The 16,188-nt window shown below is 69.7% G+C and carries 17 protein-coding genes; 7 read left to right on the top strand and 10 right to left on the bottom strand.

Going from position 1 to position 16,188, the window contains the following annotated elements:
* Position 1: 1 nt before the first annotated feature.
* Positions 2-649: an FHA domain-containing protein gene (locus ALI22I_RS24360; protein ID WP_077007852.1), complete on the top strand. Its 648-nt coding sequence runs from the start codon at positions 2-4 to the stop codon at positions 647-649.
* Positions 650-695: 46 nt separating this feature from the next.
* Here ALI22I_RS24360 and ALI22I_RS51125 read toward each other — a convergent pair whose 3' ends face one another.
* Positions 696-884 carry a hypothetical protein gene (locus tag ALI22I_RS51125; protein ID WP_179118341.1) on the bottom strand — a complete coding sequence of 63 codons (189 nt, stop codon included), beginning with the start codon at positions 882-884 and terminating at the stop codon, positions 696-698.
* A gap of 195 nt (positions 885-1,079) precedes the next feature.
* Between ALI22I_RS51125 and ALI22I_RS24355 the strand changes: the two genes are divergently transcribed.
* Complete coding sequence (locus tag ALI22I_RS24355; protein ID WP_179118340.1) at positions 1,080-1,946, top strand: phosphotransferase; 867 nt, start codon at positions 1,080-1,082, stop codon at positions 1,944-1,946.
* 207 nt (positions 1,947-2,153) lie between these two features.
* Positions 2,154-2,636, top strand: a complete 483-nt coding sequence (locus tag ALI22I_RS24350; protein WP_077007851.1) for a MarR family winged helix-turn-helix transcriptional regulator — start codon at positions 2,154-2,156, stop codon at positions 2,634-2,636.
* A gap of 45 nt (positions 2,637-2,681) precedes the next feature.
* Here ALI22I_RS24350 and hrpA read toward each other — a convergent pair whose 3' ends face one another.
* On the bottom strand, positions 2,682-6,584 hold the full coding sequence (hrpA, locus tag ALI22I_RS24345; RefSeq protein ID WP_077007850.1) for an ATP-dependent RNA helicase HrpA: 3,903 nt from the start codon (positions 6,582-6,584) through the stop codon (positions 2,682-2,684).
* 74 nt (positions 6,585-6,658) lie between these two features.
* Here hrpA and ALI22I_RS24340 point away from each other — a divergent pair, with 74 nt between their 5' ends.
* Positions 6,659-7,039, top strand: a complete 381-nt coding sequence (locus tag ALI22I_RS24340) for a zinc-binding dehydrogenase (RefSeq protein WP_077007849.1) — start codon at positions 6,659-6,661, stop codon at positions 7,037-7,039.
* Here the strand turns inward: ALI22I_RS24340 and ALI22I_RS24335 are convergent.
* The gene (locus ALI22I_RS24335; RefSeq protein ID WP_238598541.1) at positions 7,026-7,529 is read right to left on the bottom strand and encodes an NADAR family protein; all 504 of its coding nucleotides are present in this window, start codon (positions 7,527-7,529) and stop codon (positions 7,026-7,028) included. The genes ALI22I_RS24340 and ALI22I_RS24335 overlap by 14 nt on opposite strands.
* A 220-nt stretch (positions 7,530-7,749) precedes the next feature.
* Here ALI22I_RS24335 and rox point away from each other — a divergent pair, with 220 nt between their 5' ends.
* Positions 7,750-9,177, top strand: coding sequence for a rifampin monooxygenase (gene rox, locus ALI22I_RS24330; RefSeq protein WP_077007848.1), 1,428 nt, complete (start codon positions 7,750-7,752; stop codon positions 9,175-9,177).
* Between the two features lie 67 nt (positions 9,178-9,244).
* On the opposite strand, the gene ALI22I_RS24325 is transcribed toward rox, so the two are convergent.
* Together ALI22I_RS24325 and ALI22I_RS24320 are read right to left on the bottom strand one after the other, a co-directional pair.
* Positions 9,245-9,820, bottom strand: a complete 576-nt coding sequence (locus tag ALI22I_RS24325; protein ID WP_077007847.1) for a pyridoxamine 5'-phosphate oxidase family protein — start codon at positions 9,818-9,820, stop codon at positions 9,245-9,247.
* Positions 9,821-9,835: 15 nt separating this feature from the next.
* On the bottom strand, positions 9,836-10,366 hold the full coding sequence (locus ALI22I_RS24320) for an antibiotic biosynthesis monooxygenase (protein WP_077007846.1): 531 nt from the start codon (positions 10,364-10,366) through the stop codon (positions 9,836-9,838).
* Positions 10,367-10,463: 97 nt separating this feature from the next.
* Here ALI22I_RS24320 and ALI22I_RS24315 point away from each other — a divergent pair, with 97 nt between their 5' ends.
* Positions 10,464-11,507, top strand: a complete 1,044-nt coding sequence (locus ALI22I_RS24315) for a threonine aldolase family protein (protein ID WP_077007845.1) — start codon at positions 10,464-10,466, stop codon at positions 11,505-11,507.
* A gap of 13 nt (positions 11,508-11,520) precedes the next feature.
* On the opposite strand, the gene ALI22I_RS24310 is transcribed toward ALI22I_RS24315, so the two are convergent.
* The 3 genes from ALI22I_RS24310 to ALI22I_RS24300 all read right to left on the bottom strand — a co-directional run bounded on the left by ALI22I_RS24310 (position 11,521) and on the right by ALI22I_RS24300 (position 13,970).
* Positions 11,521-12,786, bottom strand: a complete 1,266-nt coding sequence (locus tag ALI22I_RS24310; RefSeq protein ID WP_238598540.1) for an RNA polymerase sigma factor — start codon at positions 12,784-12,786, stop codon at positions 11,521-11,523.
* Positions 12,787-12,797: 11 nt separating this feature from the next.
* Positions 12,798-13,154, bottom strand: coding sequence for a YciI family protein (locus tag ALI22I_RS24305; RefSeq protein ID WP_077007969.1), 357 nt, complete (start codon positions 13,152-13,154; stop codon positions 12,798-12,800).
* A 375-nt stretch (positions 13,155-13,529) separates the two neighbouring features.
* A complete protein-coding gene (locus ALI22I_RS24300) occupies positions 13,530-13,970 on the bottom strand; it encodes a MarR family winged helix-turn-helix transcriptional regulator (protein WP_077007967.1) in 441 nt (146 codons plus the stop codon).
* Positions 13,971-14,190: 220 nt separating this feature from the next.
* Here ALI22I_RS24300 and ALI22I_RS24295 point away from each other — a divergent pair, with 220 nt between their 5' ends.
* A complete protein-coding gene (locus ALI22I_RS24295) occupies positions 14,191-14,739 on the top strand; it encodes a hypothetical protein (protein ID WP_143532405.1) in 549 nt (182 codons plus the stop codon).
* 76 nt (positions 14,740-14,815) lie between these two features.
* Here ALI22I_RS24295 and ALI22I_RS24290 read toward each other — a convergent pair whose 3' ends face one another.
* Together ALI22I_RS24290 and ALI22I_RS51120 are read right to left on the bottom strand one after the other, a co-directional pair.
* Positions 14,816-15,904 carry a winged helix DNA-binding domain-containing protein gene (locus tag ALI22I_RS24290; RefSeq protein WP_077007843.1) on the bottom strand — a complete coding sequence of 363 codons (1,089 nt, stop codon included), beginning with the start codon at positions 15,902-15,904 and terminating at the stop codon, positions 14,816-14,818.
* Positions 15,904-16,155, bottom strand: a complete 252-nt coding sequence (locus ALI22I_RS51120; RefSeq protein WP_077007842.1) for a hypothetical protein — start codon at positions 16,153-16,155, stop codon at positions 15,904-15,906. The genes ALI22I_RS24290 and ALI22I_RS51120 overlap by 1 nt, the downstream gene beginning before the upstream one ends.
* Positions 16,156-16,188 lie beyond the last annotated feature (33 nt).

Genomic DNA, 16,188 nt, shown 5'->3' with positions numbered 1-16,188 from the left:
GATGGCGACGTGCCCGGCCGGCCACGACTCGGCGACCGACGACTACTGCGACGTGTGCGGCGCGCCGATGCCGGACGGTTCCCCGGCCGCCACCTCCGTCGCCGCGCCCGACGCGACGTCGACGGTGGTCGAGGAGACGTGCGCGGCGTGCGGCGCGGTGCGGGTGGGCCGGTTCTGCGAGGAGTGCGGGCACGATTCGTTGAACCCGGTGGTCGCACCGCCCCCGGCGGTGGAAGCGCCGGTGTCGTGGCACGTGACGGTGGAGGCGGACCGGGCGTACTTCGACCGGGTGGTGGCGGTGGGTGGTCCGGACGCGGCCGCGATGGCGTTCCCGCAGTTCTGCCCGCCGCGCCGGTTCGAGTTGTCGGGTCGGCAGGTGTCGATCGGGCGACGCAGCCGGTCGCGGGGCATCTACCCGGGCATCGACCTGCTGGGCCCGCCGGAGGACCCGGGTGTCTCGCACAACCACGCGCTGCTGGTGGCGTCGGGTGACGGCTGGTCGGTGGTGGACCTGGATTCGACCAACGGCACCACGGTGAACGAGGGCGACGACCCGTTGCCGCCCAACCGCCCGCACCCGCTGGAGCCGGGCGACCGCGTCCACGTGGGCGCGTGGACCACGATCACCCTGCACCGGTCGGACGGCTAGCCCCAATACCAGTGACTTAGCGGCTACAGGTGTTGAAACGCTGGCATTACGGCGGTTCTGATTCGAGGTTCAGTCCGGCATGAGCGAAGAAGGCGTCGATCAGGTCGGGTCGGTACTGGATCCGTTTGAGCCGGTTCTTCACGATCGCGGCCAGGTGGTCGATGCCGTACTCCTGCGTAGACCAAACGCCGATCACGACCACGCAGGACACGCCGAGAACCGCACGATCAACCATGGCCTTTCAAAATCCGTAGTCGGCTCTCGCCAAACGTTCCCACCACCCTGGAGTGATGTTGTTACGATAACCACTTCCGTGATCGCCGGGAAACGTTCCCATCGAGCCACTGAATGACTTCTCCCGTTCAGGTGTTCGCGCGCCAGACGCAGAAATCGAGGAGACTACCGGCGGCCAGTGTGCCAAGATTTGAGAATGGAGATGTCCGACGTTACGCGTGCGATGGCGGCTGCGACTTCGGCCGCCGCATCGCTCGGCCTGCCGGTCAGCGGCGCAACCGTGCTCCACAACTCGAACAAGCTGGCACTGCGGCTGACGCCATGCGACGTCTTTGCCCGGGTCGCCCCTGTGGGACAAGAGGTTGCGCAGTTCGAAGTCGAGCTCGCTCAGCGGCTCGCCGAGGTCGGATGCCCGGTGTGCCCCTTGGAGCCTCGGGCGGACCCGCGTGTGTACACGCGCGATGGCTTCACAGTGACGCTGTGGACCTACTACGAGCCCGTGACACCTCACGTCTCACCAGTCGACTGCGCCAAGGCGCTGGAACTGCTGCACGTCGGCATGCGCAAGGTCGATGTGCCGAGCCCACGGTTCACGGACCGGATCACGGAGGCGGAAGAAGTCGTTGCCGACCCGGATCGCTCGCCGGAACTCGCCGACGCAGACCGCGTCTTCCTCAGCGGTAGACTGGCAAGCCTGCGACGAGCGATCGAGGAGCGCGGCGCCGTGGAGCAGCTGCTCCACGGCGAGCCGCATCCAGGCAATGTGCTCAGCACGAAAAACGGCCCGTTGTTCATCGACCTCGAGACGTGCTGCCGTGGACCCGTCGAGTTCGACCTCGCCCATGTTCCCGAGGCGGTCTGCGAGCACTACCCGAACATCGACCAAGGGCTGCTGGACGAGTGCCGACAGCTCGTCCTCGCGATGGTCGCAGCGTGGCGTTGGGAACTTGGCGACGAGTTTCCGAATGGGAGGCTGTTCGGAGAAGAATTTCTGCGCGCGCTGCACGACGGTCCTCCTTGGCCGACACTCGACACGATGAACAAGCGAGTGGGCGGCCTGTAGAAGTCGCCGAAGGTCAAGCAGTACAAGATTGCTGAGGTCAGCCGACTCGTCACCGCCCGGCCGGGGTCGAAATCGGCCTGAGCTGCGAAAACTGCTTAAGTCACTGGAATTGGGGCTAGCCGTCGCAGATCCTGACGGCCGGCCGGGCCCTGCCAGCCTCCCGGTTAGACTCCGTGTGCGTCGGATAAGATACGGAGACCATATCGTATGAGTTCCACAAGTCCTGGGCGGGACCGGCGGCGGACGGTGACGGTCATCAAGGACGCGCTGCGCGAGCTGCGCAACCAGTTGTCGCTGCTCAACCACCAGGTCTCACGGCGGCTGGAGCTCAAGGACGTCGATCTGGACTGCCTGGAGCTGGTGCTGGAGCACGGACCGATGACGCCGGGCGAGTTGGCGCGGCGGGCGGGGCTGCACCCGGCGACGTTGACCGGCATCCTGGACCGGTTGCAGCGGGCGGGGTGGGTGACGCGCGAGCGTGATCCGCAGGCGGCGGACCGGCGGGCGGTGACGGTGCGCGCGTTGAAGGACCGCAACGCCGAGTTGTTCGGGTTGTACGCGGGGATGAACTCGGCGCTGGACGGCCTGTTCGAGGGCTACAGCGAGGCGGAGCTGGCGTTGCTGGCCGACTTCCTGCGCCGGACGGCGGAGTTGGGCCGCACGGCGACGGAGGAGTTGGCCGGCGACTAGGACGACCCGGCCGCACGGGCCGCGGCCCGCTTTCCGCGGGTGCGGTCAGCGGGGAACGGCGTCGAGGGCTTTGAAGATGCGTTTGTCGGAGACGGTGTAGCGGGTGCCGATGGTCTGGGCGAAGTAGCTCAGCCGCAGTTCCTCGATCATCCACCGCACCTCGTCGAGCTCCTCGTGCGGTTCGTCGGCGGGCAGGGAGGCGCGCAGTGCGCGGTACTCGGAGTGGACGGCGTGGACGCGGTCCATCCACTCCTGGTCGCGGCGGACGTTCTCGGTCAGCTTCTCCAGCCGTCGCGCCATGCCCTGCAGGTAGCGGTGCACGTCGGCGAGCCGGTCGGCGCCGGCCTCGGTGACGAAACCGTTGTGCACCAGTCCGGTGAGCTGGGCGCGGATGTCGGCCAGCGATTCGTCGAACACCGCGCCGCGCACCCCGTTGATCCGCAGTTCGACGTCCTGCGCGGCCTCCAGCACCCGGCGGACCTTGTGCACCACGTCGAACGTGGTCTCGCCCAGGCCGCGGCGGACGTGGTCGGTGAGCTTGGTGAACGCGGCCTCGTCCCACACGGGTCCGCCGGCGTCGCGCAGGAGTTTGTCGACGGCGGCGGAAATGCAGTCGGCGAGCAGCGGGGCCACGCCGCCGTGCGGGTTGCGGGTGAGGGCGAGTTTCTCGGCGTTGTTGAGGCCGCGTTGCAGGGTCTTGACCGGGGAGGGCACGTTGAGCAGCAGCAGTCGGCGGGTGCCGCGCCACATGGCCTGGCGTTGCCGTCCGGGTGTGTCGAGGATTTCCACCGCGACCGTGTCGCCCTTGTCGACCAGCGCGGGGTAGGCGGTGACGACGATCCCGGACCGCTGCCGCTGCACCGTGCGGGGCAGGTCGCCGATGGTCCACGTGGTCAGGCCGGTGCGGGCGAGGTTGCTCGCGGCGGCGGCGAGGGTGGCCCGCAGCTGGCCTTGGAGCTTGGCCTTGAGCGCGGCGAGGTCCTTGCCCTGGGCGAGTTCGCGGTCGTTCTCGTCGACGATCTGGAAGGTGAGCTTGAGGTGTTCGGGCACCTGGTCGAGCTGCCACTGGTCGCGGGGCACGACGACGCCGGTCAACGTGCGCAGTTGGCGTTCCAGCGCGGGCAGCAGCGGTTCGTCGGTGGCGATGCCGGCCAGTGCGGCGGCGGCGACGTCGGGCACGGGCACGAAGTTGCGGCGCAGCGGTTTGGGCAGTGACCGGATGAGCGCGACGACGAGTTCGGTGCGCAGACCGGGGATCTGCCAGGACAGCGAGTCGTCGGGCAGGGTGGTCAGCGCGGGCAGCGGGAGGCGGACGGTGACGCCGTCGACGGCGGTGCCGGGTTCGAACCGGTAGGTCAGCGGCAGGCTGAGCCCGCCGCGGCGCAGTTCGTCGGGGTAGGCGTCGGGGGTGACTGCGGCGCGGTCGTTGACCAGCATCGCCTTGTCGAAGGTGAGCAGGTCGGGCTCGGTGTGGCGGGCCTTCTTCCACCAGGTGTCGAAGTGCCGGGCGGAGACGATGTCGGCGGGCACGCGCTGGTCGTAGAAGTCGTAGAGGGTCTCGTCGTCCACGACGATGTCGCGGCGCCGCGCCCGGTTCTCCAGTTCCTCGACCTCGGCGAGCAGTTCCCGGTTGTGGTGGAAGAACTTGTGGTGGGTGGTCCACTCCCCCTGCACCAGGGCGTGCCGGATGAACAGCTCGCGGGACAGCTCGGGGTCGATGCGCCCGTAGTTGACCTTGCGGGACGCCACGATCGGCACGCCGTAGAGCGTGACCTTCTCCAGGGCGACGACGGAGCCGCGCTTGGCTTCCCAGTGGGGTTCGCTGTAGGTGCGTTTGACGAGGTGTCCGGCCAGGTTCTCGGCCCACTCGGGTTCGATCTTGGCGACGGTGCGGCCCCACAGCCGGGAGGTCTCGACGAGTTCGGCGGCCATGACCCACTGGGGTGGTTTGCGGAACAGCGCGGAGCCGGGGAAGATCGCGAACTTCGCGTTGCGGGCGCCCAGGTACTCGGTGGCGGCGCGCTTGCCCGGATCGCGCTTGGGGACGTCCTTGACGCCGATGTGGGACAGCAGCCCGGACAGCAGCGAGATGTGCACGTTGCGCGGGTCGGCGGGCTGGTCGTTGACGTGCACGCCGAGGGTTTTCGCGACCTGCCGCAGCTGCTGGTAGATGTCCTGCCACTCGCGCACGCGCAGGTAGTTGAGGAACTCGTTGCGGCACAGCCGGCGGAACTGGTTGGACGACAGCGCCTTCTGCTGCTCGCGCACGTACTGCCACAGGTTGAGGAACGCGGTGAAGTCCGACTCCGGGTCCTTGAACCGGCCGTGGAACTCGTCGGCGGCCTGCTGCTTGTCCGACGGCCGTTCGCGCGGGTCCTGGATGGACAGCGCGGCGGCGATGACCATGACCTCGCGGACACAGCCGTTGCGGTCGGCCTCGATCACCATGCGCGCCAGGCGCGGGTCGACGGGGAGCTGGGCGAGTTTGCGGCCCAGCGGGGTGAGCTTCTGCTCGGCGGGCAGCAGCGCGCCCAGTTCCTGCAGCAGCTGCACGCCGTCGTTGATGTTGCGGGCCTCGGGCGGGTCGATGAACGGGAACGCGGCGATGTCGCCCAGGCCGATGGAGGTCATCTGCAGGATGACCGAGGCCAGGTTGGTGCGCAGGATCTCCGGGTCGGTGAACTCCGGGCGCGCGTCGAAGTCGTCCTCGCTGTAGAGGCGGACGCAGATGCCCTCCGACACCCGGCCGCAGCGGCCCTTGCGCTGGTTGGCCGAGGCCTGGGAGACCGGTTCGATCGGCAGCCGCTGCACCTTGAGGCGGTGGCTGTAGCGGGAGATGCGGGCCGTGCCGGGGTCCACGACGTACTTGATGCCGGGCACGGTCAGCGATGTCTCGGCGACGTTGGTGGCGAGCACGACGCGGCGGGCGGTGTGCGGCTGGAACACGCGGTGCTGCTCGCCGAACGACAGCCGCGCGTACAGCGGCAGGATCTCGGTGTTGCGCAGCTCCAGGGCGGCCAGGGCGTCGGCGGTGTCGCGGATCTCGCGTTCGCCGGACAGGAACACCAGCACGTCGCCGGGTCCCTCGGCCTGCAGTTCGCGCACGGCGTCGCAGACGGCCTGGGTCTGGTCGCGGTCGGGGTCGGCGTCCGGGTCGTCGGGGTCCACGATCGGCCGGTAGCGGACCTCGACGGGGTAGGTGCGGCCGGAGACCTCGATGATCGGGGCGTCGCCGAAGTGGCGGGAGAACCGCTGCGGGTCGATGGTCGCGGAGGTGATGACGACCTTGAGGTCGGGGCGGCGCGGCAGGAGCTGTTTGAGGTAGCCGAGCAGGAAGTCGACGTTGAGGCTGCGTTCGTGGGCCTCGTCGATGATGATCGTGTCGTAGCGCGACAGCATCCGGTCGGTCTGCAGCTCGGCCAGCAGGATGCCGTCGGTCATGAGCTTGACCAGGGTGTCCTCGCCGGACTGGTCGGTGAACCGGACCTTGTAGCCGATCGCGCTGCCCAGTTCGGTGTCCAGCTCCTGGGCGACGCGTTCGGCGACGGTGCGGGCGGCGAGGCGGCGGGGCTGGGTGTGGCCGATCTGGCCGAGCACGCCGCGGCCGAGTTCGAGGCAGATCTTGGGCAGCTGGGTGGTCTTGCCGGAGCCGGTCTCGCCGGCCACGATCACGACCTGGTGGTCGCGGATGAGCGCGGCGATGTCGTCCTTGCGGTTGCTGACGGGCAGCTCGGCCGGGTAGGTGATCTTCGGCACGGCCTCGCGGCGCAGCGCCACGCGCAGCTCGGCGGCCTCGATCTCGGCTTCGATCCCGGCCAGGACGGCGTCGCGGGCCGTGTCGTCGCGGACCTTGCGTGCGCCGTCGAGCCTGCGTTCCAGCCTCCGCTGGTCCCGCGACATGAGTTCGGACAGGCGTTTGCGCAGGTCAGCGTGCGACATCGTGTTCATTTGGGGTCAAGGATATCGGGGCCGGACCGGTGGGGCCGCCGATTATCGGATGGGCGACAGGACGAGTCGGGAAGGTGCCGGGCGGCGAGCCGGTCCGACGCTACACGGCGGTCGACTTCGCCGACGCGGTGCGGGACGTGGACGTCGTGTTCGACACCGTCGGCGGCGACCTCGCGGCCCGCTCCGTGCCCACCGTCAAGGACGGCGGCATCGTGGTGACCATCCTCGGCAACGGCTACGACCAGCTGGTCGAGGCCGCGGGCACTCGCGTGCGCACCGCCGTCCTGCTGGTCGAACCGGACCGGCAGGGTCTGCTCGCCCTGGCCGAACTCGCCGAGAACGGCGCGCTGCGCCCCGAACTGGACTCCGTGCTGCCGCTGGCCGAAGCCGCCAAGGCCCACGAGCTGATCGACTCCGGCCACACCCGCGGCAAGATCGTGCTCACCCTCGTCTGAGCCGGTCCCGCACGTCCATCAGGGCCTGACCGAGCAGGTTCAGGCCCAACCAGGTGCTCGGGTCGGCCGCGCGCTCGTCGTCCGCGGCCAACCCGATGCCCCAGATCCGGTCCAGCGGGCTCGCCTCCACCAACACCCGGTCCCCGGTGCCCAGCAGGTACTCGCGCGCGTCGTCGTGCGCACCGAACTTCGCCAGGTTCCCGCGCACCACGACGTCGAGCCGATTGGCCACCCACGTGCCTTCGTCGAACCCCCGCACCTGCTGGCCCAGCGACCTGGCCTCGCCGGGCGTGGATGCCGCGAGCACCCGGGCGGCGGTGTCCTCGTCGCCGAACAGCAGCGCCTTGCCGCACATCATGAAGTGCTCGGCGGTCCGGTAGGTCCGCCCGTCCACCGTGAACGGCCCTTCCCACCACTGGCTCAGGCATTCCGCGCCGACCGGCGCGCCCGGCACCCCTTCGGGCTTCCAGAAGAACACGTAGTCCGTCACGGCGCAGACGATGTCACACGACAACCGCACAGCGGACCACAAAAGACAAAAGCAAAGGCAAGGAGGTTGCCCACTCCTTGCCACTCTCAACTTATAGCGCACAGGGGGTCTTGCCGCAAGACCCCGGTTGTGCTGCAGAATCTCCGGCCGAAGCCGGTACCTGCGGAAATCAGGGTCTTGCGGGACGTCGAAATACAGCGTTGTCGAATGGGGGGTTTTCATGATTGACGTGATCGTTGCCGGTGGCGGACCGACCGGCATGATGCTGGCCGGTGAATTGCGGTTGCACGGCGTGCACGTGGTCGTGCTGGAGAAGGACGCGGAGCCGACCAGGATCGAGCGCTCGCTGGGCCTGCACGCGCGCAGCGTCGAGGTGATGGACCAGCGCGGACTGCTGGAGCGGTTCCTCGCGCTGGGCCGGCAGTACCCGCTCGGTGGTTTCTTCGCCGGCATCATCAAGCCCTCGCCGGACCGGCTGGACACCGCGCATCCGTACATCCTCGGCATCCCGCAGACCACCACCGACCGCCTGCTGACCGAGCACGCCACCGAGGTCGGTGCCGAAATCCGGCGCGGCTGCGAACTGGTCGGGCTGAGCCAGGACGAGGACGGGGTGACCGTCGAGCTGGCCGATGGCACGCAACTGCGCTCTCGCTACCTCGTCGGGTGCGACGGCGGCCGCAGCACGGTGCGCAAGCTGCTCGGCGTCGGTTTCCCCGGCGAGCCCGCCAGGAAAGAGTGGCTGCTGGGTGAGGTGGAGTTGACCGCGTCGCCGGAGACGGTGGCGGCCGTGGTGGCCGAAGCCCGCGAGACCCACAAGGGGTTCGGCGTCGGGCCCATCGGCGACGGGGTGTACCGCGCCGTCGCGCCCGCAGCCGGAGTGGCCGAGGACCGCACGGTCCCGCCGACCCTGGACGAGCTGAAGCAACAGATCCGGGAGGTCGCCGGCACCGACTTCGGCGTGCACTCGCCGCGCTGGCTCTCCCGGTTCGGCGACGCCACCCGGCTGGCCGAGCGGTACCGGGTAGGTCGGGTGCTGCTGGCCGGCGACGCGGCGCACATCCACCCGCCGATGGGCGGACAGGGCCTCAACCTCGGCATCCAGGACGCGTTCAACCTCGGCTGGAAGCTGGCCGCCGAGATCAACGGCTGGGCACCGGAGGCGCTGCTGGACAGCTACCACACCGAACGGCACCCGGTGGCCGCCGCCGTGCTGGACAACACCCGCGCGCAGGCGGAGCTGATGTCCCCCGAGCCGGGTGCCCAGGCGGTGCGTCGGCTGCTGACCGAGCTGATGGACTTCGAGGACGTGAACCGGTACCTGATCGAGAAGATCACCGCGATCGGGGTCCGCTACGACTTCGGCGAGGGCCACGAACTGCTCGGCCGGCGGATGCGGGACGTGGCGCTGAAGGGCGGACGCCTCTACGGGCTGATGCACGGCGGCCGCGGGCTGCTGCTCGACCAGACCGGCCGGCTCTCGGTGGCGGGCTGGGCGGACCGGGTCGACCACGTCGTGGACGTCAGCGAGGAACTGGACGTGCCCGCCGTGCTGCTGCGGCCGGACGGCCACGTGGCGTGGGTCGGTGAAGACCAGCAAGACCTGCTCGGCCGGCTGCCCACGTGGTTCGGCGCCGCCACCGGCTGAGCGCGCAGTGGTCCGGTCGAGCCGGCGCGGTCCGGTGCCGTACCACGCCGCCTCGAACACCAAGGGACTAACGCGGCGGCAGGGGCAGCGGCAGCGCGGGCAGCCCGTCCATGCTGACCGCGTTGTAGTCCTTGCTCTGGCAGTACGTGTTGAACTCGTCGTCGGACTTGCGTCCGAAGTAGTCCGCGTGCAGCGTCCGTTCCCCTTGGTAGTCCATGAACGGCACAGCGAACCCACAGGTGTCGCTGATCAGCTTCGCGGTCACCACCACGACCGCCCGCAGCGCGGGTCCGTCCGCGTCGCCGAACCCGGCCACCAGCTCGGGGAACCTCGGATCGTCGCGGAACACCGGCTCACCCGTGCCGTGCACGCGCACGATGTTCGGCGGACCGTCGAACGCACACCACATCAACGTGATCCTGCCGTTCTCCCGCAGGTGGGCGATGGTCTCGGCGTGGCTGCCGCCGAAGTCCAGGTACGCCACCCGCCGGTCGTCCAGCACCCGCCACGTGCCCCTGCGGCCCTTCGGCGACACGTTTACGTGCCCGTCGGCCGACAGCGGCGCGGTGGCGGTGAAGAACACCGGCTGCGCCTCGATGAACTCGCGCAGGCGTCCTTCGATGCGTTCATAGGTCTTACCCATGCCGCCAGTATCGCCTTACTCGCCGACGACCCGGTAACGCCGGACGCCGCCGCCCTTGAGACCGGGGAACGACTGGACACGCTGCCACACCGCCGACAGACCGACCGCGCCGTTGCCGCGCGCCAACGCGTCCTCGTGCGCCTCGGCCGACGTCCACTCGGCGTAGTTCAGCATCCGCATCCCGTCCTCGCTCACGTGGAAGGTCGCGGAAATCCCGCCGGGATGCGGCACCTCCTCGTCCGCCAACGCGGCGAACACCAGGTCGATCCACTCCTCGGCGACATCGGGCCGGTCGAACTCCGCCTCCACCAGCACCACGCACCCCACCGGCCGTTCCGGGTCGGCCATGACACCGGACCGGTAGCGGCGGTAGGCGACGGCCCCGTCCACCTCGGCCGGGCCGGACCACTGCGAGTAGGTGACGATCCCGCCGTCGTCCAGGCTCTCCAGCCACCGCACGTCCAGCAGGCCGTCGGGGCGCGGGTCGAACGGCACGCGGCCGTGGTTGACGAGCACGAGCTTGGCGTCTTCACGGTTCAGATCCATGCCGACGACGCTAGGTACGGCAGCCTGGCCCCTGAATCCGTCACATGACTGGCGCAACGTTATTGCAAATAATTGGCGGCAAGATCAGACTCCGATCATGGCACCCGAGATCCGCCGTTCCCTGGTCCAGCACTCCCTGCTCCGCCGAGACCCGCACGCGGTGCTGCGCCGACTGCTCGAACACGTCCCGCCCGGCACCCGCCCGGACGCGCCGGGCAAGGAGTTGGAGCAGCGGATCGCCGACCTGCTCGGCAAACCGGCCGCCCTGTTCTTCCCCTCCGGCACGATGGCCCAGCAGACCGCGCTGCGCGTGCACGCCGAACGCACCGGCCGCCGCACGTTCGCCGCGCACCCCCAGTGCCACCTCGCGGTGTGGGAGGAGGAGGGCTACAACGCCGTCCACGGCCTGCGCCACAAACAGGTCGGCGACCACCACGGCCTGATCACCTTCGACGACCTCGCCGAGGTCCGCGAACCCCTCGCCGCGCTGCTGCTGGAACTGCCTCAGCGCGACATCGGCGGCCTCCTGCCCACGTGGGAGGACCTGGTCGCGCAGACGAAGTGGGCGCGGGACGGCGGCGCCGCGGCGCACATGGACGGCGCCCGCCTGTGGGAGGCGCAGACCTACTACGAACGGCCGTTCGCCGAGATCGCCGACCTGTTCGACACCGTCTACGTCTCCCTCTACAAAGGACTCGAAGGCGTGCGTGGCGCGGTGCTCGCGGGCGATCAGGAGACGATCGACGCCGCGTCGGTGTGGCGGCGCAGGCTCGGCGGCGCGACCCCGGACGCCTGGCCGCCTGCCGTCACCGCCCTGATGGGCCTGGACGAGGTGCTGCCGAGAATGGCCGAGTTCCGCGACCACGCCCGCGCGGTGGCCGCCGCGATCAACGCCGACGGCTACGCCCGCACCCGTCCGGAGGTGCCGCAGACGCCGCTGTTCCACATCCACCTGCCCGCGTCGAAGGACGCCGTCGCGGCCGCGGCGAAGCGCATCCTGGAGGAGACCGGCGTCGAACTGCCGCAGCACCCCAAGGCGTCCCCCGATCCGACGCGGTGCGGCATCGAGCTGACCATCGGCGTGGCGTCACTGGAGTTCACCCCGCAGGAGGTAGCCGACCTGATCCGACAACTGCGCTGATCCGGCACCAGCGCTAGCCCGGCGATTCCGCCTGGCCGGCAACCGTGTCCGCCTGGCCGGCAACGGCGCCGAGCCGACGTCGCAGCAGGTCGCGTTCGGCGGCGTTCCCGGCCAGGCTCAACGCCGTCCCGTAGGCCTCGGCCGCCGCCGAATCCCGCCCCATCCGGCGCAGCAGATCGGCGCGGACGGCGTGGAACAGGTGGTAGCGGCCCATCGGGGAGTTCTCCGGTGCCAGGCCGTCGACCAGCGCCAACGCCGCCTCCGGCCCGTCGACCTCGGCCACCGCGACGGCCCGGTTCAACGCCACCACCGGCGTCGGCGTCAACGCCAGCAGGTGGTCGTACAACCGCACGATCTGCGTCCAGTCCGTGGGTGGCGGGTCGCTGTGCACGGCGTTGATCGCCGCCTGCACCTGGTACGGGCCCGGCCGGTTGCGGCGCAGGCACCGCCACACCAACTCCCGGCCCTCCGCGACCATCGCGCCGTCCCACCGCGACCGGTCCTGCTCGGCCAACCGCACCAGCCCGCCGTCCGGGCCGGTGCGCGCCGGACTCCGGGCGTGCAGCAACAGCATCAACGCCAACAGCCCCACGACCTCCGGCTCGTCGGGCATCAGCTCCGCCAGCACCCGCCCGAGCCGCACCGCCTCCGCGCACAGGTCCTCGCGCACCAGCGCGTCACCCGAACTGGCCGAGTAGCCCTCGTTGAACACGAGGTACACCACCGCCAGCACGGCACGCAGCCGGTCGGGCAACTCCGCCTCGCCCGGCACCCGGTAGGGGATCCGCGCGTCCCGGATCTTCGCCTTCGCCCGCACCAGCCGCTGCGCCATGGTCGCCTCCGGCACCAGGAACGCCCGCGCGATCTCCGCCGTGGACAACCCGCCGAGCAACCGCAACGTCAACGCCACCCGCGCCGGCGCGTTCAACGCCGGGTGACAGCACGTGAAGATCAACCGCAGCCGCTCGTCACCCACCGCGTCCACCTCGAAAGCCTCGTCGACGGCGTGCTCGGCACCGGCGTGCAGCAACGCGGCCTGGGCGTGCTTGTCGTCGCGCGACGCCTCCCGGCGCAGCCGGTCGATCGCCCGGTTGCGGGCCGTGGTGATGATCCACCCCGCCGGGCTCGGCGGCACACCGGTCGCCGGCCAGCGCCGCACGGCCTCGGTGAACGCGTCCTGGACCGCCTCCTCGGCGATGTCGATATCGCCGAAGACGCGGACCAGGACGGCCACCGAACGGCCGTACTCGGCCTGGAAGACCTGTTCGACCGACGTCACGTCAGCCGGGGTCAGCCGGGGAGGTCCTGGAACGGCCGCACCTCGACCGGCAGCGTGCACGCCACGCTCATCCGGCGCCCCCACTCCAGCGCGGCGTCCAGGTCCGGCACGTCGATGATGTTGAAGCCACCGATGTGCTCCTTCGACTCGGTGAACGGCCCGTCGGTGACGATCACCTCGCCGTTCTCCTGCGGCCGCAGCGTGGTCGCCGTCTCCGGCGCGTGCAGGCCACCGGAGAACACCCACACCCCGGCCGTCCGCATGTCCCCGTCCACCGCCTCCACGTCCTTCATGATCCGCTCCAGCACCTCCGGCTCCGGGATGCCGTAGCCGGTCGGCTCGATCACGCTGATCAGGTACTGGGTCATCTCGTCCTCCACAGGTCGGGGTTCCTGCCCTCTACACGAACGGCCGACGACCCGATCGACACGACGCCGAAGAAAATTCTCGGCCGACCCGGACGAGCCCGCTGGGGGAGGGGCCGGCGGGTGGTCGCGCGGTCCTCGTTGTTTCAACCGACGTTCCACCGTCCGGATAACGGCGTTTTCGTACGTTGTCGGGCGACGATCACCCGATCGTGCGACCGAACCGTCCGGCGCCCAGGATTCTGACCAGGGAAAAGGTGACCCGGGCAGATGAACCCCGCCGTGCCCGGCGGCGGTTCGGACACCGGCGGCTCCACCACGGACAGGTTCTCCACCGGCCCCGGCCCGCTCAGCACGACCGCCCGAGCATCGCCCCGGTCAACCGTGGTGCTCCAAGACGGCGTTGAGCATCCGCACCAACTCCTCCCGCTCGGCCACCGACAGCGGCGCCAGCAGCGCGTCCTGAGCCTGCCCCAACACCCGGTCGAGGTGGCGCAGGTGGGCCATCCCCGACGGGGTGATGCTCACGATGTTGCGCCGCTTGTCCGCCGGGTCGGGCCTGCGTTCGAGGAACCCCTTGTCCGCCAGCTCGTTCACCGTGGCCACCACGTCACTGCGGTCCAGCCCGCACCGTCGCCCGAGGTCGGCCTGACTGGCCTCGCCGAACTCGTCCAGCGCGGCCATCAGCGAGTAGTGGTAGCGCCGCGCGTCGACCGCGCCCAGGGCGTCCGACACGAGCCGGTGCGCGTGGATCGTGGTCTGGCCGAGCAGCCAGGTTGCCGCGCCGCGCAACCGTCGGGGCGCACCTCTGGTCTCCATGCCGCCGCAGTCTACCCACTTGTTGGCCATGCCAACGACCGGCTCGACCACGTCCGCGACCAGAGGGACAGCGGCATCCGTCCACTAACCCCTCGAACTGGCGAAAAATGTTTAACAATCTCGAATGACCGTGCGTTCGCGACGATTCACCCGGCTGAGTATGCTTTTTCAGCCAGCCGGGACTCGACCGAAGTGCCCGGTCACGATAAGACTTGGTGCGGTGTCCGCGCCGAACCCGACGGTCGGCGCGGGTTTCGAGTCCCACGTTTCGGTGGCGCCCGGCCGGAACGGCCGGAGTCGATTCGATAAACGACATGGAGTTTCAATGATGAAAAAGGCTCGACTTGTTGCGGTGTCGTTCGCCGCACTGCTCGCACTGTTCTCGCTCTCCGGCATCGCCCAGGCGTCCCCGGCCCTCAGCACGGCCACCGACGCTGTCACCGAGGTGGCATTCGCGCAGGTAGACACCCGGACGGCCGCCGATGACGCGACACGGGGACAGAAATATTGCGGCAAATGGAGCGACAAGCACGTCAAGGTCACCTGCCACTACGACGTCAAACCCGTTAGAGTGACAATCAAGATCTTCTTCAAGGGGCATCTGGTCAAGGAGTCGACCCTGAAGAAGGACGACAGGGTCTGCGTCGAAAAGCACGGCCACAAGATCTGCGTGAAGGTCGATTTCGACCGCAAGGACAAGTGCTTCAAGGTCGTTATCGTGCACGACGGCAAGCACGTGTGGAAGAAGGAGACCTGCTGGAAGGACTGACGTAGGGCCGCAGGGGTGGTGTGGCATGCCGAGTCACGGCATGCCACACCACCCCGGTGCCGACCTCGGCACAGGTTCAGGCGTGCCCGCCGACCGCGACCGCGCCGATGGTCAACTCCGGCCGCCCCTCCAGGAACCCGCCGACCCACGCCACCTGCTCGTCCAGTTCGGCCAGGTGCGCCTTCGACAGCGTCCCGAACGGCTCCACCGTGACGACGATCCGCTTGCCCGACCGCTTCTGGTGCCACACCCCGGCCACCACACCGTCCACCAGCAGCACCGGGAAGTTCCCCGCCTGCCCACCCGACAGCGCCCGCTCGAACGCCCGACCCGGGAACACCACCTCACGCGGGTGACTGCCCACCACGTACGCGTCGAAGTAGGGCAGCAACCGCACCCCGCCCGGTGGCTCGTCCGGCCACTGCGTGTCGCCCCGCACCACCCAGCCGCCGTCGACCTCCTCCAGGTCGGCCCGCTCGAACAGCTCGTTCACCCACCGCTTCGGCGCGGCCAACCACTTCGCGAAGTGCGCCTGTGTCGCCGGCCCGTAGGACCGCAGGTAGGCGTGCAGCAGCTCCACCGCGCCGTCCGCGGCCGGCGTGAAACCCGGCAGCCACCGCTGCGGGCTGGTGTAGGCGGTCTTGCGGCCCTTGTTCGGCGCGAAACACATCGCGCCGAGATTCGACGCCGTACCCATCGCCTCCACCCACCGCGGCCACGGCGTCCCGCCGAACGCCTCCATCACCCGCTCGCCCGCCCACGGCCCGGTCCGCTCGACCACCGCCTCGGTCAGCTCGTCGGCGGTCAGCTCCGCGTCCCGCAACGCGTCCGCGATCGCCGCCACCACCTCGGCGGTCTGCTGCGGCGTGAGCAGCATCAGCCGATGCGGCAACTGCGCCAACGCGCCCGTCCACATCGGCAGGTCCACCGCGGGCAGCAGGTGCACCGTGCCGCGCGGCCCCCGCGTCTTCACCAACGTCCGGTCCACCCACAACGCGTCCCGCACCTGCTGCCGGGTCAGGTTCGTGCGCAACCCGACCGACAACTCCGCCGCCGACATCACCTGGGCGTGCACCCCGCACATCGCACGCACCACGCCGACCGGGTCGTCCGACGTCTCGATCAACGAGTGCCGACGCAACCGCCGGCCGATCACCCGGTCCATCAGAGCTTCCCGAAGAACGCGCGAACCTCGCCCGCGAACAACTCGGGCACCTCCAACGCCACGAAATGCCCACCGGGCCTGGCATCCGGCCAGTGCGCGATGTCGTTGTGCCGCTCGGCCAGCCGCCGAATCCCCGGCACACCGCGCCGCCACCCGTCACCCGGCGACTGCTCCACCCAGCGGGCACGGTCGGCAAGGTCGGCAAGGTCGGTCTGCGGCACGGCGATGCGGAAGTCTCGGATCTCGGTCACGACACCGACGCTAGAAGCCATCCAGGTCAGAAA

The organism is Saccharothrix sp. ALI-22-I (assembly GCF_001984175.1).
In the GTDB taxonomy this organism is placed as follows: Bacteria; Actinomycetota; Actinomycetes; order Mycobacteriales; family Pseudonocardiaceae; genus Actinosynnema.
Note: the sequence above shows the minus strand (reverse complement) of the source record. Positions and strands in the feature narration are given on the sequence as shown.

Excerpts from the sequence above, each read along its gene's own strand:
- hrpA (WP_077007850.1), bottom strand. The coding sequence starts at position 6,584 with ATGAACACGATGTCGCACGCTGACCTGCGCAAACGCCTGTCCGAACTC.
- ALI22I_RS24360 (WP_077007852.1), top strand. The coding sequence starts at position 2 with ATGGCGACGTGCCCGGCCGGCCACGACTCGGCGACCGACGACTACTGC.
- rox (WP_077007848.1), top strand. The coding sequence starts at position 7,750 with ATGATTGACGTGATCGTTGCCGGTGGCGGACCGACCGGCATGATGCTG.
- ALI22I_RS24300 (WP_077007967.1), bottom strand. The coding sequence starts at position 13,970 with ATGGAGACCAGAGGTGCGCCCCGACGGTTGCGCGGCGCGGCAACCTGG.
- ALI22I_RS24320 (WP_077007846.1), bottom strand. The coding sequence starts at position 10,366 with ATGGATCTGAACCGTGAAGACGCCAAGCTCGTGCTCGTCAACCACGGC.
- ALI22I_RS24315 (WP_077007845.1), top strand. The coding sequence starts at position 10,464 with ATGGCACCCGAGATCCGCCGTTCCCTGGTCCAGCACTCCCTGCTCCGC.
- ALI22I_RS24290 (WP_077007843.1), bottom strand. The coding sequence starts at position 15,904 with ATGGACCGGGTGATCGGCCGGCGGTTGCGTCGGCACTCGTTGATCGAG.
- ALI22I_RS51125 (WP_179118341.1), bottom strand. The coding sequence starts at position 884 with ATGGTTGATCGTGCGGTTCTCGGCGTGTCCTGCGTGGTCGTGATCGGC.
- ALI22I_RS24350 (WP_077007851.1), top strand. The coding sequence starts at position 2,154 with ATGAGTTCCACAAGTCCTGGGCGGGACCGGCGGCGGACGGTGACGGTC.
- ALI22I_RS24305 (WP_077007969.1), bottom strand. The coding sequence starts at position 13,154 with ATGACCCAGTACCTGATCAGCGTGATCGAGCCGACCGGCTACGGCATC.
- ALI22I_RS24355 (WP_179118340.1), top strand. The coding sequence starts at position 1,080 with ATGGAGATGTCCGACGTTACGCGTGCGATGGCGGCTGCGACTTCGGCC.
- ALI22I_RS24325 (WP_077007847.1), bottom strand. The coding sequence starts at position 9,820 with ATGGGTAAGACCTATGAACGCATCGAAGGACGCCTGCGCGAGTTCATC.